The following is a 16,091-nucleotide window of genomic DNA, read 5'->3' as shown; positions in this document are numbered from 1 at the left end:
CTTCGGCATCCGCTCGACACACCTCAGGATCATGACTTCCTCGACGCCCCCTCGTCTGTCCACGCCGCGCGCGCTCGCGCGTCTGCTCCCCTTCGCCAAACCGGTGCTGCCCCGGCTGAGTCTCGGCTTCGTTAGCGCGCTCATCGCGAGCCTGCTCGCCCTCGGCATCCCGCTCGTCCTCGAGGTGATCGTCGGGCCGGACGGCCCGATCGCCTCGGGCGACCCGTGGCTCATCGTCCTCGGCGCCGGCGCCGTGCTCGCACTCGGTCTGCTTGAGGCCCTCATGGTCTGGGCGCGCCGCTGGTTCGTCCTCGCCCCGGCGACCAAGGTCGAGTACGAACTGCGCACCGACTTCTTCGCGCGCCTGCAGCGGCTGCCGGTCGCCTTCCACGACCGCTGGCAGTCGGGTCAGCTGCTCAGCCGGATGATGCAGGACATCAGCCTCATCCGTCGCTGGCTCGCCTTCGGCATCGTCCTGCTCGTCGTGAACATGCTCACGATCGTCGTCGGCTCGATCATCCTGTTCCGGTGGCACTGGCTGCTCGGCACGATCTTCGTCGTGGTCTCGGCGCCGCTGTGGATCGCGGGATTCATCTTCGAGAACCGCTACGGCCTGCTCTCCCGGCAGAGCCAGGACCAGGCGGGCGACCTCGCCACAGCCGTCGAGGAGTCGGTCCACGGCATCCGCGTGCTGAAGGCGTTCGGCCGCGGCGGACACGCCTTGCAGAAGTTCACGCGCCAGGCCGAGACCCTGCGCGAGACCGAGGTCAAGAAGGCCAAGGCGGTCGGCTGGATCTGGTTCTGGCTCGTGCTGCTGCCCGACATCGCCTTCGCCCTGTGCCTCGGCGCGGGCATCTACCTCGTGCAGGCGGGCGAGCTCGGCGTCGACTCGCTGATCGCGTTCTTCGCGATGGCGACGATCCTGCGCTGGCCCGTCGAGTCGATCGGGTTCCTCTTCTCGTTCCTCGTCGACGCACGGACGGCCACCGACCGCATCTTCGAGGTGTTCGACGAGCAGAACACCATCGTCGACCCCGAGAGCCCCGCGACCATCGCGCAGCCGCGCGGCGAGCTCGTCTTCGAGGGCGCCCATTTCCGGTACCAGGACGCCCCCGAGAGCGAGCGCGACCTGCTCGACGGCATCGACCTCGCGCTGCGGCCGGGGGAGACGATGGCGCTCGTCGGACTCACCGGCTCGGGCAAGACGACGCTCACGACGCTGCCGGGGCGCCTGTACGACGTCACGGGAGGCCGCGTGCTGCTCGACGGCATCGACGTGCGCGACCTGCGGCTCGACGAGCTGCGCCGTCACGTCGGTATGGCGTTCGAGGATGCGACGCTGTTCTCGCAGACCGTCCGTGAGAACGTGCTGCTCGGTCGCGAGGACCTCGAACGCGGCAGTGAGGAGGCCGAGCGCGTCATGCGCGAGGCTCTCTCGGTCGCGCAGGCGAACTTCGTCGACTCCCTTCCGAACGGCGTCGACACGGTCATCGGCGAAGAGGGGCTGAGCCTGTCGGGCGGACAGCGGCAGCGCCTGGCGCTCGCCCGAGCCGTGGCCGCGCGCCCGGCCGTGCTCGTTCTCGACGACCCGCTGTCGGCGCTCGACGTCGACACCGAGGCGCTCGTCGAAGATGCGCTGCGCGAGGTGCTGGCCGACACGACGGCACTCATCGTCGCGCACCGCCCCTCGACCGTGACCCTTGCCGATCGTGTGGCGCTGCTCGAGGAGGGGCGGGTGACCGCGGTCGGCACCCACTCCGAGCTGCTGCGCACGAGCGAGCACTACCGGCACGTGATCTCGAGCCTCGAGGACGAGCAGGACCGACACGACCATGAACGACACGACCATGAACGACACGACCATGAACGACACGATGAAGCGGAGGTGACCCTGTGAGCACCGTCACCGGGACGAGCGGCGAGGACCGCTCCGATTACACCCGCGAGGAGAGCCGAGAGATCCGGCGACGCTCGCTGCGTCTGCTCGGGTCGCTGGTCTCCCCGCTGCGCATGCAGCTGGCGCTGGCGGCGGTCGTGCTCGTCATCTCGACGGCGCTGCGCGTCGCGGGCCCCGCGCTCGTCGGCTGGGGCATCGCCAACGCGCTGCCGGCCGTGCAGGAGCAGGCCGACTGGATGCCGACCATCGCGGTCGTCGTCGTCTTCCTCATCACCGCCGTCGGCGGCGCCGCGCTCATCGGCTGGTACGCCGTGGTGGCGGCGCGCCTGACCCAGGCGGTCATGATCGACCTCCGCAAGCGCATCTTCCGCCACACGCAGCGCCTCAGCCTCGAGTTCCACGAGTCGTACACGTCGGGACGCATCATCTCGCGTCAGACGAGCGACCTCGACACCATCCGCGAACTGCTCGACGGCGGCCTGAACGAGCTCGTCTCGGGTCTGCTCTACGGCGGATTCACGCTCATCGCGCTGCTGCTGCTCGACTGGCAGTCGGGCGTCATTCTCGCGGTCATGGGCATCCCGCTGTTCCTGCTCATGCGCTGGTTCTACCTGCGGTCGCAGGTCGTCTACCGCGAGTCGCGCGTCATCAGCGCGAAGGTGATCGTGAAGTTCGTCGAGTCGATGACCGGCATCCGTGCGGTCAAGGCGTTCCGCAAAGAACCCGCGAACGACACCGAGTTCGGTGGGCTGTCGAGCGATTACCGCGATGTGAACATGCGCTCGATCCGCCTGTTCGGAACCTTCGAGCCGGCGCTCATGGCCGTGGCATCCGTCTCGCTCGCCCTCGTGCTGGCCTGGGGCGGATTCCGGGTGGTCGACGGCACGCTGAGTCTCGGGTTCCTGCTGTCGGCCGTGCTGTACGTGCGGAACTTCTTCGCGCCCATGCAGGAGGTCGCCTTCTTCCTCAACTCGTACCAGTCGGCGACGGCGGCGCTCGAGAAGGTCTCGGGTGTGCTCGAGGAGGACCCGACGGTCCCCGACCCGACCGATCCCGTCGAGCTGCGGGAGGCCCGCGGGCACCTGCGGTTCGAGGACGTGACGTTCGGCTACTCGGATGCCGTGACGATCCTGCCCGACTTCGCGCTCGACATGCCCGCCGGGCAGACGATCGCGCTCGTCGGCACGACCGGTGCGGGCAAGTCGACGCTCGCCAAGCTCGTCGCGCGGTTCTACGACCCCACGAAGGGGCGGGTCACGCTCGACGGCGTCGACCTGCGCCGGCTGCATCCGAAAGATCTGCGCCGCGCGATCGTCATGGTCACGCAGGAGGCCTACCTGTTCAGCGGGACGGTCGCCGACAACATCGCGCTCGGCAAGCCCGACGCGACGATGGATGAGATCCAGGCGGCGGCGAAGGCCGTCGGGGCGCACGAGTTCATCGAGCGGCTGCCCGACGGATACGCAACCGACGTCAACAAGCGCGGCGGGCGCGTGTCGGCCGGGCAGCGTCAGCTGATCTCGTTCGCGCGAGCCTTCCTCGCCGACCCGGCGGTGCTGATCCTCGACGAGGCGACGGCGTCGCTCGACATCCCGAGCGAGCGGCAGATCCAGGAGGCCCTGGGCACGCTGCTGGCCGACCGTACGGCGATCATCATCGCGCACCGCCTGTCGACGGTGGCCATCGCCGACCGGGTGCTCGTGATGGAGCACGGCCGCATCATCGAGGATGACACCCCCGCGGCGCTCATCGCCGGCACGGGCAAGTTCGCCCAGCTGCACAGCGCCTGGCGCGAGTCGCTCGTCTGAGCTCACGCCGAGAACGCACCGCCCCCGCGAGAACGTACCGGGGGTGGTGCGTTCTCGGCGTAACGGTGCGTTCTCGGTGCCGGTCAGCGGATGTCGCCAGCGCGGTGCGTGACCGCGGCGAGGGGGTGAGAGGTGTCGAGATCGGCGAGGGCCATCACGCCGTCGATGCCGACACCGACGGGCGCCACCAGGCGCACCGATGCGTCGCCCGTGTGCAGGTCGGCGGTGAAGGCCTCGAGCAGCGGGATCGAACCGAAGACGCCGCCGATCGCGCACACCGGGAAGGTCTCCTCGTCGGTGCGCACCTGGGCGATCGCCGCGCGCACGCTCTGCGCGAGCTCGTGCGCGGCGCGGACCGAGATGTCCTGCGCGACGGTGTCGCCGGCGACGGCGGCGCGCGCGACGACGGCGGCGAAGCTCGCCACGACGCGGACCCGATCGGGATCGGCCTGCAGGCTCATGTACGCCTGCGACAGGTCAGGCCACCGGTCCGACACCGTCGCCGTCAGCTCGGTCGTCGGCCCCCGGCCGTCGTAGGCGCGCATCACGGCATCCAGGGCCTCGCGGCCGATCCAGTAGCCGCTGCCGGCGTCGCCCATGATCCACCCCCACCCGTCGACGCGCGCAGTGGTCTCCGCGCCGACGGCGAGCGTGACGACTCCGGTTCCGGCCGCGACGACGGCTCCGCGTCGGTCACCGAGCGCGCCGAGGAACGAGGTCGTCGAGTCGTGGGCGAGCACGACGCCGCGCACGCCCTGCGCCGCCGTGAGCGCGAGCATCGCGTCGGCGTCGGCGTTCGCGTCGGTCAGCCCCGAGATGCCCGCGACCACGATGTCAGCGGGCGAGCCCGTGCGCGCCGTGGTCTCGGCGACGACGGCGGCGAGCTGGGGGAGCAGCGGCTCACCGGTTCGGATGCCGGGGAAGAGCAGGTCTTCACCGGATGCCGCAGTCGCGCGCACCTTGATGCCGCTCTGCCCCGCGTCGATCGCGAGCACGCGTCGTTCGCTCACGCGGTGCCCCCGAGCACGCGGCGCAGGAAGCCCGCCTGCGCCTCCCACTGGTATCCCTGGCCGCCCTCGTGCTCGTTGAAGGGGAAGACCGACATCTCCTTGTGCGCGCCGCCGTAGGCGTTGAACGCGGCGTAGACGGTCGAGGGTGGGCACACCGGATCGAGCAGTCCGACCGAGAACAGGGTCGCCGCGTCGGCGCGGCGGGCGAAGTTCACGCCGTCGAAGTACGACAGCGTCTCGAAGACCCGCGCCTCGGCGCCGCGGTGCACGGCGAGCCAGCGCACGACCTCCTGGTAGGGGTCGCTGCCGGTGAAACCGATGGCGCGCTCGAAGTGGCAGAGGAAGGGAACGTCGGGCATCGCCGCGACGAGTCCGTCGCTCAGGCCGGCGGCCGCGATGGCGATGCCGCCGCCCTGGCTGCCGCCCGTGACCGACACCCGTGAGGCGTCGACCTCCGGCAGCGACCGCACCGCGTCGACCGCGCGCACGGCGTCGGTGAACACGCGCCGGTAGTAGTAGGTCTCGGGCGACTCGATGCCGCGCGTCATGAAGCCGGGCGCGGCGGGGCCCGAGCCGTGGGGGTCGGGAGTCTCGCCGCCGCTGCCCCACACGCTGCCCTGTCCGCGGGTGTCCATGACGAACGAGGCGTACCCGGCAGTGGCCCAGGCGAGCCGCTCGGTCGGCAGGCCGCGTCCGCCCCCGTAGCCGACGAACTCCACGACCGCCGGCAGCGGCCCCTCGCGATGCGCGGGGAGGATCAGCCACGCCTTCACGGGGTCGCCGCCGTACCCCGGGAAGGTCACGTCGTGCACGTCGACCGTCGCGTACAGCTCGGATGCTGCAGACACGGTCACCTCACCGCCGGCCTCACGCGAGCCCGCGATCGTGGCGGACCAGAAATCGTCGAAATCGCTGGGCTCGCTCACCTCCGGGCGGTAGTCCTGAAGTTCGGCGAGCGAGAGATCGAAGCGCGGCACGCGCTCACCCTAGCGTGAAGCCCGCAGGCGTGAGAGATATCTCGACATCGAGAGAACCACACCCGTGCGATACGCTGAGGAACGACCCTCGACGCGCTTTTTGGAGAGACGACACGTGCCCGACTCGACCATCATCTACACGTACACCGACGAGGCGCCGGCACTGGCCACCGCCTCCTTCCTGCCCATCGTCGAGGCCTTCGCCGGTGCGGCCGGCGTGGCCATCGAAACCCGCGACATCTCGCTGGCGGGCCGCATCCTCGCCGCCTTCCCGCAGAACCTCACCCCCGAGCAGCAGGTCGGCGACGCCCTGGCCGAGCTCGGCGGCCTGGCGACGCTGCCCGAGGCCAACATCATCAAGCTGCCGAACATCTCGGCCTCGATCCCGCAGCTGAAGGCGGCCATCGCCGAGCTGCAGGCCGCGGGGTACGACATCCCGAACTACCCGGACGAGCCGCAGAACGTCGACGAGAAGGACGTGCGCGCGCGCTACGACCGCATCAAGGGCTCCGCCGTGAACCCCGTGCTGCGCGAGGGCAACAGCGACCGCCGGGCCCCGCTCTCGGTCAAGAACTACGCCCGCAAGCACCCGCACCGCAACAAGCCGTTCGCCGACGGGTCGAAGACTCGCGTCGCGACGCTGGGCCACGACGACTTCAAGTCGAACGAGACCTCGACGGTCATCGAAGGCGACGACGTCCTCGCCATCCGCTTCACGGCTCAGGACGGCACCGTCACCGAGCTGAAGTCGGGCCTGAAGGTGCTGCCGGGCGAGGTCGTCGACGCGACCTTCCTCTCGGCCGCAGCCCTCGACGCCTTCCTCGCTGACACGGTCGCGCAGGCCGCGTCGGACGACGTGCTGTACTCGGTGCACCTGAAGGCGACGATGATGAAGGTCAGCGACCCGATCATCTTCGGCCACGTCGTCCGCGCCTTCTTCGCCGACGTGTTCGCTCGCTACGGCGATGACCTCGCCGCCGCCGGCCTCACCCCCAACGACGGCCTCGGCGCCATCCTCGCGGGCCTCTCGCAGCTCGCGAACGGCGACGAGATCCGTGCCGCCTTCGAGGCCGCCATCGCCTCCGGGCCCCGTCTGTCGTACGTCAACTCCGACAAGGGCATCACGAACCTGCACGTGCCCTCCGACGTGATCGTCGACGCCTCGATGCCGGCCCTCATCCGCAACGGCGGCAAGCTCTGGGGCGCCGACGGCGGCGAGGACGACACGATCGCCGTCATCCCCGACTCCTCCTACGCCGGCGTCTACCAGGCGACGATCGAGGACGTCATCGAGCACGGCCCGCTCGACCCGGCCACGATCGGCTCGGTGCCCAACGTCGGCCTGATGGCGCAGGCGGCCGAAGAGTACGGCTCGCACGACAAGACCTTCGAGATCCCGGCCGCCGGAACCGTCGAGGTCGTCGACTCGTCCGGTTCGGTCCTGCTGTCGCACGAGGTTCAGGCGGGCGACATCTGGCGCGCGACGCAGACGAAGGATGTCGCGGTGCGCGACTGGGTCAAGCTCGCCGTCACCCGCGCGCGTGCGACGGGCGTTCCCGCCGTGTTCTGGCTCGACGAGAACCGTGCCCACGACGCGAACCTCATCGCGAAGGTGAAGACCTACCTCGCCGAGCACAACACGGACGGGCTCACGATCGAGATCCTCGCTCCCGCCGACGCGACGCGCTACTCGCTCGAACGCATCCGCCGCGGCGAGGACACCATCTCGGTCACCGGCAATGTGCTCCGCGACTACCTGACCGACCTCTTCCCGATCCTCGAGGTGGGCACGAGCGCCAAGATGCTCTCGATCGTCCCGCTGCTGGCCGGCGGTGGTCTGTTCGAGACCGGCGCGGGCGGTTCGGCTCCGAAGCACGTGCAGCAGCTCGTGGCCGAGAACTACCTTCGGTGGGACTCGCTGGGTGAGTTCTTCGCCCTCGCGGCGTCGTTCGAGCACCTTGCCGAGTACACCGGCAACGCTCACGCGAAGGTGCTCGCCGACACGCTGGATGCCGCCACCGGCACGTTCCTCGAGCAGGACAAGTCGCCGGGTCGCGCACTCGGCACGATCGACAACCGCGGCAGCCACTTCTACCTCGCGCTGTACTGGGCGCAGGAGCTGGCGGCTCAGACGGTCGACGCCGAACTCGCCGCCGCCTTCGCGCCGGTCGCCGAGACCCTCGGCGCGAACGAAACGGCGATCGTGGAGGAGCTGATCGCGGTGCAGGGTTCGCCGGCCGAGATCGGTGGCTACTACCGTCCCGACGCCGAGCTGGTCGCGGCCGTCATGCGGCCTTCGGCGACGCTGAACGGCATCATCGACGGGCTTTGACTCCGCTCTGACACAGCGAAACGCCCCGGCCGCTTCGGCGCCCGGGGCGTTTCGCGTCGTGCGTGGGGGAGTCCGTCAGAAGCGGATCTCGGCGACGACCTCGCCGTACTCGGTCTCGTCGACCGGCGTGAAGCCGACACGGGTGAAGAAAGCTTCGGGCCCGCCCTCTCCGGCCTCGTAGATCACGTTGAGGCAGTCGAAGCCTCGCTTGCGCGCCTCGTCGACGAGCTGTTCGACGGCGAAGCGTCCGACACCGCGGCCCTGGTCGTCAGCGTCGACGTTGATGCGCCACAGCACCGAGCGGAAGTGCTCGTGCGGCGCGTCGGGGTCGAAGCCCGCGCTGACGAAGCCGACGACCTCGTCACCGTCCAGGATCACGCGCTGCCACGAGGTCGCCGGGTCGACCACGGTCGCCGCGATCGCGTAGCTCTCGGGCACGACGAATCGCTCCTGCCCGGGCTTCAGCGACAGGTTGTTCACCGCGACGATCGTCGACGCCGACAGTTCTTCCACTCGGAGGTCAGCCATGGTCACAGGCTAACGGTGATCGATCGACCGCGCATCGGTCGATCGGGGGATGGGCCCGGATGCGTCGATCAGGCGTGGACGTAGACGTCGGTTCCGGCGACAGCCCACTCGTAGATCTGGGCGGCGCGCGAGTCGGGCATCCCGACGCAGCCGGCACTCATCCGGTTCCCCCAGTTGCTGTGCCAATAGACGCCGTGGAACGCCTGGTCGCCGTTGAAGTACATCGCCCACTTCACATCGGGCTGGACGTAGCTCACGCCCGAGTCGGCCGCGGTGCCGCGCATGTCCTGGCGCGGAGTCTTCCACCCGATCGTGTAGTAGCCGGTCTGGGTGTCGGCGCCGGGGCGGCCGGTGGAGACGAGCCACGAGTCGACCACGGCGCCGTTCTCCTTGAGGTAGAGGCGCTGTTCGCTCAGGTCGACCTCGAGCAGCCGCGTGATGGTCTCCGTCGTGACGGGGACGACCTCGACGGGCAAGCGGTAGGCGGCATCACCCGTCGCGAGCTGCTCCGCGAAACCGGCGGCGATGCCGTCGGTCGAGGTCAGCGTGCGACCGTCGAGGCCGGCGTCGGAGTCGTCGATGATCTCACCGGCGGCGTTGGCAAATACCACGCCGTTCACGGGCGCACGGTCGACGAGTCCGGGAAGGGTGTCGACGACGGGCTGGATGGCGGCGGGGTCGGCCGTGACCTCGAACGAGCCGTCGTCCTTCGTGCCGACCGTGAGCCAGCTCGCGGCTGTCGCGCGGTCGACGGGGACCGTGCGCTCGTCGCCGACGTAGAAGCCGACGCCGTCGAGCATGCTGTTGAGCGATGCGGCGGTCTCCTCCGCGGCGGCGGTGGTGGTCAGTGCCGTCACGGGGGTCAGCTCGGGGTCGATGACCGTATCGGTCGTGCCGGCGTCGAAGGCGCTCTGCAAGCCTGCGCGGGCCACTTCGGGGTCGACGCCCGCGCCGGGGACGTCGGGGCTCGCGACGTAGGAGGATCCGTCGAAGGAGACGGATGCCGCCGTGGGCTCGACGTACAGGTCGCCCGCGGCGCCGCGCAGGGCGGTGGTGGCCGTGGCTTCATCGAGGGTCACGGGGGCGGTGATGGGCTCGCCGAACCACTGCGTGACGTTCCAGGCGGGTCGCGCGTCGAAGGCGGACGAAGCCAGCTGCGTGCCGTCGACCTGTGCTCCGAGGTCGGCACCGGAGACGCTGTCTCCGCCGTCGCCGAGCGTGACAGTGGTCTGGTGGAGGCGGTCCTGTACGGCGGCCGCGGCGGCGCCCGGCGTCATGAAACCGACGGGAACACCGCCGATCGAGGTGCCGGGGGCGATCAAGAAGAACGATGCGGCGGCGGCGCCGAGCGCGACGACGCCGACGGGAATGCCGATCCACAAGCCGAGGTGCCGCTTCTTGGGCGCCGGCTCCGCGGGTGCCCATTCGACGCGCTGCCCGGCATCGTCCGAGGGCGTGCCTCGCTCGGCCGTGCTCTCGTGATCGTGCTTCGACGCGACATCCGTCACCGCTGTACCCCCGTCTGCGCGTGAAAGCGCACTCGGTTCTTATGGTACGCGACGGCACTCCGAGAGCGGCCTGAGTGAAACCAGAGCGTTATCTGGCGGCGCGATCCGGATCGCGCCGGTGCGTCATTCCGTGCCGCAGAGCTCGGTGTAGGTGTCGATGCTGCCCTGCACGTCACTCAGCGCCGTGGTGAGCTCCGTCGCACGATCGGTGTCACCGGCCGCCACAGCCTCCATCGATTCGGCGGCCGAGGAGAACGCCGTCTGCAGGTCGGGCAGGATGCCGGACACCTCTTCGTTCGTGACTTGGGCGGCGGCGTCGCCCATGCCGTCCGAGATCGTGCGCAGCGCGCCGGCGGCGGCGGCGGGATCGGAGGGGTCGATCTCCTGGATTCCCTGCGTCGCCTCGGTCATGACGTCGTTGACCTGGGTGCACGCCTCCTCGACCGACTGGGTGCTCGCGGGGGTCGAGCCGCCAGCAGCGGAGCCGTCTCCGCCGGTGCACCCGGTCAGGGCGACGAGCGCCAGCGCGGTGACGGTGAGGGCGGTCAGGCGACGGTTCATGGGGTTCTCCTCGATGCAGCGATCTCTCCACCCTACGGAGGCGCGACGATCGGACGTTCCCCTTGACATCTGCAGGGGAGGCAATGTGCGGATGTAACGGGTTTGTAAACATCGCTAGCAAACCTGGGCACATCTCTTGTGTCCGCCACATTCGTAAGGTCTACTAACAAACATGGCGAGCACCGATACCGAGGCCCCGCGGCGCACGACGCGCACCCGACGCCCGGGCGCGAAGATCCTGCCCGAGCACGCTCGGGCGCATAACCGCGCGCTCGTGCTCGAACGTCTCTTCCACGGCGGAGCGATGAGCCGTGCTGACCTCGCTCGCGAGACCGGCTTGACCCGGGTGACGATCTCCGACCTCGTCGCCGAGCTCATCGGCGACGGCTTCGTCAGTGAGCGAGGCACCCGCGAGGCCGCCGGACCGGGCAAGCCCGCGATCCTCGTCGACCTCGCTCGCGACGGCCACCGCATCGTCGGCCTCGACCTCTCGGGGAGCGACCGTTTCCTCGGTGCGGTGATGACCCTCGACGGCGAGATCGTCGCTCGTCACGAGGTCGCCGTGCCCCGCGGCCACGACGACATCCTGCCGGCGGTCGTGCACCTCGCGCGAACACTGATCGACGACGCGCACGCGCCGGTGCTCGGCGTCGGCGTCGGCACCCCCGGTGTCGTCGATGACACCGGAGTCGTCCTCGCGGCACCCGGCCTCGGCTGGGATCGCCTCGACCTCACCGGCATCCTGAGCGAGGCGGTCGGCGCCCCGGTGCTCGTTGCCAACGACGCCAACGCCGCGGTGCTCGCCGAGCACACGTTCGGCGGTGCCGGCGACGACATCATCCTCGTGAAGGTCGGCCGCGGTGTCGGTGCGGGCCTGCTCACGGGTGGCGAACCGCTGCGCGGCGCGCGCTCGGCCGCCGGCGAGATCGGCCACGTGACGGTCGGCACCGACGGCGGTCCCGACTGCGCGTGCGGGAAGGTGGGATGTCTCGAGGCCTGGATCTCGGTTCCGTCGCTCTCCGCGCGTATCGCTGCCGGCGCCGCGAGCGACCGCGACGGTCTGCTGCGAGACGCGGGCGAACGTCTCGGCATCGCCCTGGCCCCCATCGTGGGTGCTCTCGACCTGTCGGAGATCGTCCTCTCCGGCCCCGCGGAACTTCTCGACGGCACGCTTGCGAGCGCCGCCGCCGAGACGGTGCGCACACGCACGCTCGCCACGTTCCACGACGAGCTGCAGGTGCGGATGACGGAGCAGGGCCAGGACATCGTCCTGCGCGGTGCTGCCGTCATGGTCCTGTCAGGGCGTCTCGGCGTCTCCTGACTTCGCTCCACAGCTCCATAGCCCCACCTGCACCACCAGCTCCACACCCGGGCGAGCCATCCGACTCGTCGACACCAGAGAAGAAGGAATCACCATGAAGAAGAGCCTCGGAGCACTGTCGCTCCTCGGTGTCTCCGCCCTGCTGCTCGCCGGTTGCGCGAGCGACGACGCGGGACAGAGCGCCGAGACCGGCGACCTGACCGTATGGCTGGTCGGCACCGACACGCCTCAGGACGCCCGCGACTACCTCAAGAAGACGTTCGAAGCAGAGAACGAGGGCTGGACGCTGACGATCGAGGAGAAGACCTGGGCCGACACCGCGGACAACTACGTCGCCGCGCTGTCGTCGAACGACGCGCCCGATCTGGTCGAGGTCGGCAACACGCAGTCGCCCGGCTTCATCGATCAGGGTCTGTTCCTCGACATCTCCGACCTCCAGGCGGACCTCGGCGGCGACGAACTGCTGCAGAGCTTCGTCGAGCTCGGGTCGGCGGACGGCAGCCTGTACGCCGCTCCCTACTACGCGGGGTCGCGCATCGTCTTCTACTCGCCCGCTTCGTACAGCGGCGAGGTGCCGACGACGCTCGAGGAGTACGTCGCCGACGGCATCGCTGCGACGACCGCGACGAAGTCGGGCATCTACGCCCCCGGCAAGGACTGGTACAACGCGCTGCCCTACGTCTGGGCGAACGGCGGCGAGATCGCGACGCAGGACGGCGGCTCCTGGAGGGGCGGCTTCTCGAGCTCGGGTGGCATCGCCGGTCTGACGATGCTCCAGGACGTCTACCAGAACGCGACGATCGCGCCGGCTGACGCGGACGAGACCGATCCGCAGGTTCCGTTCTGCGCCGGCGAGATCGGCTTCCTCTCGGCTCCGGCGTGGGTGAAGTGGTCGATCCTCGCGCCCGCCGACGACGCGAAGGCCCCGGGCTGCCCCGAGACGGTCGGCGCCGACCTGAAGGCGTTCGCTCTTCCGGGCATGACCGCCGGTGAGGTCGCTCCGGTCTTCGCGGGAGGCTCGAACATCGCGATCGCGGCGAAGTCGGACGCTCCCGACAAGGCCGAGGCCGCACTGAAGATCATCCTCTCGGAGGGGTACCAGAAGATCCTCGCCGAGAACGGGCTCATCCCCGCGCTGACCTCGTTCGCCGACTTCCTGCCCGATGACGAGATCACGGTCGAGGCGGCGAAGGCCGTCGCATCGTCGAAGGCCGTTCCGGCGAGCCCCAACTGGTCCGAGGTCGAGTCTTCCGGTGTGATCAAGGACGCTCTCGTCAAGATCGCGCAGGGCGGCGACGTCACGGCGATCGCGACCGAGCTCGACGGTCAGATCGAAGCCATCCTCAACAAGTAGTCGTGAGTCGTGGGGCGCGGGAGTCCGCGCCCCACGAACACCGCAGAGAGGACAGCACGATGACTAACGTGCTCACCCGAACGCCGCGACGGCCCGAGCCGCGGGCGAAGCACGGGCCGCCGCCTACCGCGCGGCAACGGTCTCGGCGTCGCCGCGACAACGTCGGCGCGCTGACGCTCCTCGGCCCCTCGCTCATCATCCTCGGGGTGATGGTCGGGTACCCCGCCGTACTGATGCTCGTGCAGTCGTTCACCGACTACGCCATCCGCAACAAGGTGCAGGGCACGCTTCCCGACTTCATCGGTCTCGAGAACTACCTCGAGGTCTTCACGCAGTCCGACTTCCCGGCCGTCCTCGTCCGGAGCCTCGGGCTGATGGTGGCCATGACCGTGCTGATCGTGGGGCTCGGCGCCCTCGTGGCGGTGCTCATGACGCGCCTGCGGCGCGGGTGGCGCATCCTCGTCTCGCTCGGTCTCCTCCTCGCCTGGGCGATGCCGCCGCTGGCGGCGACCACGGTCTGGGGATGGATCTTCGACTCGCAGTACGGCATCGTCAACTGGGCGCTGAACACGATGACCGGCTCGACCGACTGGACCAACCACTCGTGGCTGGCGAATCCGTGGTCGTTCTTCTTCGTCCTGACGGTGATCGTGGTCTGGCAGGGCGTGCCCTTCGCGGCCTTCACCCTGTACGCGGCGCTCGGGCAGGTCCCCGCCGAGGTGCTCGAGGCGGCATCCCTCGACGGCGCGGTCGGGTGGCAGCGCTTCCGACTCGTCGTGTTCCCGTATCTGCGCAACGTCGTGACGGTCGTCGTGGTGCTGCAAGTCATCTGGAACCTCCGTATCTTCACGCAGGTCTACGCGCTGCAGCAGCGTGGCGGCCTCATCTCCGAGACCAACGTGCTCGGCACCTACATCTTCCGGCAGGGCCCGGGGGAGTTCGGCGTCACGAGCGCGATCGGCGTGCTCATGGTCGCGCTGCTCCTCGGTCTGTCATGGGGATACATCCGCACCACCCTCAAGGAGGAGGAGCTGTGAGCACCCAGGTCACCCCGGCGACCCAGCTCGGCACCATCGGCGTCGACGAGGTCGTCGGTGAGGTCGGCCGGGCGAAGCGCCCGCGGCCGCGCTCGCTCGCCGTGAGACGACCGCCGCGTCGCCGCATCCTGTCGCGAGCGGGGCTCAATCTCGCGGCGCTGATCGTCTTCGTCTTCTCGGTCTTCCCGGTCTACTGGATGCTGAACATGTCGTTCACGCGCGGCGAGAGCATCATCAGCCGCACCCCGAGCTTCCTCCCCTTCGACTTCACGCTCGGCAACTACGCCACGGCGTGGACGCGCGAGGCGGCTCCGGGGCAGACCGACTTCGTGCACGGCCTGCTGTCGTCGACCCTCGTGACCGTCGGCGTCCTCGTCGTCACCCTGGTGCTGGCCTTCCTCGCCTCGATCGCCGTCGCCCGCATCCGTTTCCGCGGCCGGCGGTCGTTCATCGTCGCCGTCCTCATCGTGCAGATGATCCCGGGCGAGGCGATGATGTTCACGATCTACGGCATGATCGACGACTGGCGCCTGATGAACACCCTGATCGGCCTCGGCATCGTCTACGTGGCCGCCGTCATCCCGTTCACGATCTGGACGCTGCGCGGTTTCGTCGCCGGGGTTCCGGCCGATCTCGAAGAGGCGGCCATGATCGACGGGTGCACCCGCACCCAGGCGTTCTGGAAGGTGACGTTCCCGCTGCTGGCTCCGGGACTGGTCGCGACCGGCATCTTCGCCTTCATCCAGTCGTGGAACGAGTTCACGATGGCGCTGCTGCTCATGAAGGGCTACAACCTGACGCTTCCGCCGTGGCTGCTGTCGTTCCAATCCGCGACGGCCGCCACCAACTGGGGCGCCGTGATGGCGGCATCCACCCTCATCTCGATCCCCGTCGTCATCTTCTTCCTCATCGTGCAGGGGCGGATGTCGGGCGGCCTCGTGTCGGGGGCCGTGAAGGGATGACGCTGCGCATCGGTGTCGACGTGGGCGGCACGAAGATCCTCGCCGTGTCCGTCGACGACCACGGCGACGAGATCGCCCGGCTGCGCCGGCCCACCGGATGGGGCGGCGATGTCGTCGCCGACGGCGTCGCGGCGGTCGTCGCCGACCTCGCGGGGGCTGAATCGGTCGTCGCGGTCGGCGTGGGCGTGCCCGGGCAGATCCTGCCGGGCAGCGGCGTCGTCGAGCATGCCCTGAACCTCGGGATCGACCGGTACGACCTCGCGGGAGCCGTCGCGGCGCGGATCGGCATTCGACCGGTGATCGACAACGACGTGCGGTACGCGGCGGTGGGGGCGCGGGAACGCCGTGCCGGGGGAGGATCGCTCGCTTTCCTGAACCTCGGAACCGGCATCGCCGCGGGCATCGTCGACGAGACGGGCCCGCGCCGCGGCGGGCGCGGTGCGGCCGGTGAGGTCGGGCACATCCCCATCGACCCGAATGGGCCCCGTTGCCGCTGCGGACAGCGCGGATGCATCGAGGCGTTCGCGGGCGGGGGAGCCGTCGCGGAGCGCTGGGGCGGTTCCTCGCCGCTGCCCGTGCTCGCGGTCTTCGACGCCGCGGATGCCGGGGACGAGCGCGCCGACGGCATCAGAGCGGACGTGGTGCGCGGCGTCGAGGCGGCGGTCCGGCTGCTGGTGCTCACGACCGACGTCGACGTGGTCGTCTTGGGCGGGGGCGTCGCCGCGCTCTCCGATCGGCTGCTCGTCCCGGTGCGGGCCGCTCTCGCCGCATCCGCCGGCGCGTCGCCGTTCCTGCG

12 protein-coding genes and 1 pseudogene are annotated in these 16,091 nt (G+C 69.8%); 8 read left to right on the top strand and 5 right to left on the bottom strand.

The genetic code is table 11. The annotated features are described in order from the left end of the window. Positions 1–31: 31 nt before the first annotated feature. Together O1W71_RS11325 and O1W71_RS11320 are read left to right on the top strand one after the other, a co-directional pair. The gene (locus tag O1W71_RS11325; protein ID WP_269267941.1) at positions 32–1,897 is read left to right on the top strand and encodes an ABC transporter ATP-binding protein; all 1,866 of its coding nucleotides are present in this window, start codon (positions 32–34) and stop codon (positions 1,895–1,897) included. Further along, positions 1,894–3,705: an ABC transporter ATP-binding protein gene (locus O1W71_RS11320; protein WP_269267939.1), complete on the top strand. Its 1,812-nt coding sequence runs from the start codon at positions 1,894–1,896 to the stop codon at positions 3,703–3,705. The genes O1W71_RS11325 and O1W71_RS11320 overlap by 4 nt, the downstream gene beginning before the upstream one ends. A gap of 83 nt (positions 3,706–3,788) precedes the next feature. Here O1W71_RS11320 and O1W71_RS11315 read toward each other — a convergent pair whose 3' ends face one another. Beyond that, a complete protein-coding gene (locus O1W71_RS11315; protein WP_269267938.1) occupies positions 3,789–4,715 on the bottom strand; it encodes an N-acetylglucosamine kinase in 927 nt (308 codons plus the stop codon). Then, entirely contained in the window at positions 4,712–5,692 is a 981-nt protein-coding gene (locus tag O1W71_RS11310) for an acetylxylan esterase (protein WP_269267937.1), read from the bottom strand. Before O1W71_RS11310 ends, O1W71_RS11315 begins: the two co-directional genes overlap by 4 nt. Before the next feature lie 115 nt (positions 5,693–5,807). Between O1W71_RS11310 and O1W71_RS11305 the strand changes: the two genes are divergently transcribed. After that, positions 5,808–8,024, top strand: coding sequence for an NADP-dependent isocitrate dehydrogenase (locus O1W71_RS11305; RefSeq protein ID WP_269267936.1), 2,217 nt, complete (start codon positions 5,808–5,810; stop codon positions 8,022–8,024). Positions 8,025–8,099: 75 nt separating this feature from the next. On the opposite strand, the gene O1W71_RS11300 is transcribed toward O1W71_RS11305, so the two are convergent. From O1W71_RS11300 to O1W71_RS11290, 3 genes are all read right to left on the bottom strand, one after another. Then, positions 8,100–8,552 carry a GNAT family N-acetyltransferase gene (locus O1W71_RS11300; protein WP_094260231.1) on the bottom strand — a complete coding sequence of 151 codons (453 nt, stop codon included), beginning with the start codon at positions 8,550–8,552 and terminating at the stop codon, positions 8,100–8,102. Between the two features lie 68 nt (positions 8,553–8,620). Then, entirely contained in the window at positions 8,621–10,060 is a 1,440-nt protein-coding gene (locus O1W71_RS11295) for a L,D-transpeptidase family protein (RefSeq protein ID WP_269267933.1), read from the bottom strand. A 123-nt stretch (positions 10,061–10,183) separates the two neighbouring features. Further along, positions 10,184–10,621 (bottom strand): hypothetical protein, encoded by a 438-nt coding sequence (locus O1W71_RS11290; RefSeq protein WP_269267931.1) that lies wholly within the window; start codon positions 10,619–10,621, stop codon positions 10,184–10,186. 172 nt (positions 10,622–10,793) lie between these two features. Here O1W71_RS11290 and O1W71_RS11285 point away from each other — a divergent pair, with 172 nt between their 5' ends. The 5 genes and pseudogenes from O1W71_RS11285 to O1W71_RS11265 all read left to right on the top strand — a co-directional run. Beyond that, complete coding sequence (locus tag O1W71_RS11285) at positions 10,794–11,942, top strand: ROK family transcriptional regulator (protein ID WP_269267929.1); 1,149 nt, start codon at positions 10,794–10,796, stop codon at positions 11,940–11,942. 94 nt (positions 11,943–12,036) lie between these two features. Further along, a complete protein-coding gene (locus O1W71_RS11280) occupies positions 12,037–13,296 on the top strand; it encodes a sugar ABC transporter substrate-binding protein (RefSeq protein WP_269267927.1) in 1,260 nt (419 codons plus the stop codon). A 59-nt stretch (positions 13,297–13,355) separates the two neighbouring features. Beyond that, positions 13,356–14,333 (top strand): carbohydrate ABC transporter permease, encoded by a 978-nt coding sequence (locus O1W71_RS11275; protein WP_269267926.1) that lies wholly within the window; start codon positions 13,356–13,358, stop codon positions 14,331–14,333. Beyond that, the gene (locus O1W71_RS11270; protein WP_269267925.1) at positions 14,330–15,295 is read left to right on the top strand and encodes a carbohydrate ABC transporter permease; all 966 of its coding nucleotides are present in this window, start codon (positions 14,330–14,332) and stop codon (positions 15,293–15,295) included. Before O1W71_RS11275 ends, O1W71_RS11270 begins: the two co-directional genes overlap by 4 nt. Next, a pseudogene (locus O1W71_RS11265) lies at positions 15,292–16,056 on the top strand (ROK family protein); the annotation flags it as partial. The gene O1W71_RS11270 and the pseudogene O1W71_RS11265, both read left to right, overlap by 4 nt. Positions 16,057–16,091 lie beyond the last annotated feature (35 nt).

Origin of the sequence: Microbacterium sp. H37-C3, from assembly GCF_027157935.1 — a bacterium.
In the GTDB taxonomy this organism is placed as follows: Bacteria; Actinomycetota; Actinomycetes; order Actinomycetales; family Microbacteriaceae; genus Microbacterium; species Microbacterium plantarum.
Note: the sequence above shows the minus strand (reverse complement) of the source record. Positions and strands in the feature narration are given on the sequence as shown.

Excerpts from the sequence above, each read along its gene's own strand:
- O1W71_RS11290 (WP_269267931.1), bottom strand. The coding sequence starts at position 10,621 with ATGAACCGTCGCCTGACCGCCCTCACCGTCACCGCGCTGGCGCTCGTC.
- O1W71_RS11285 (WP_269267929.1), top strand. The coding sequence starts at position 10,794 with ATGGCGAGCACCGATACCGAGGCCCCGCGGCGCACGACGCGCACCCGA.
- O1W71_RS11325 (WP_269267941.1), top strand. The coding sequence starts at position 32 with ATGACTTCCTCGACGCCCCCTCGTCTGTCCACGCCGCGCGCGCTCGCG.
- O1W71_RS11275 (WP_269267926.1), top strand. The coding sequence starts at position 13,356 with ATGACTAACGTGCTCACCCGAACGCCGCGACGGCCCGAGCCGCGGGCG.
- O1W71_RS11280 (WP_269267927.1), top strand. The coding sequence starts at position 12,037 with ATGAAGAAGAGCCTCGGAGCACTGTCGCTCCTCGGTGTCTCCGCCCTG.
- O1W71_RS11300 (WP_094260231.1), bottom strand. The coding sequence starts at position 8,552 with ATGGCTGACCTCCGAGTGGAAGAACTGTCGGCGTCGACGATCGTCGCG.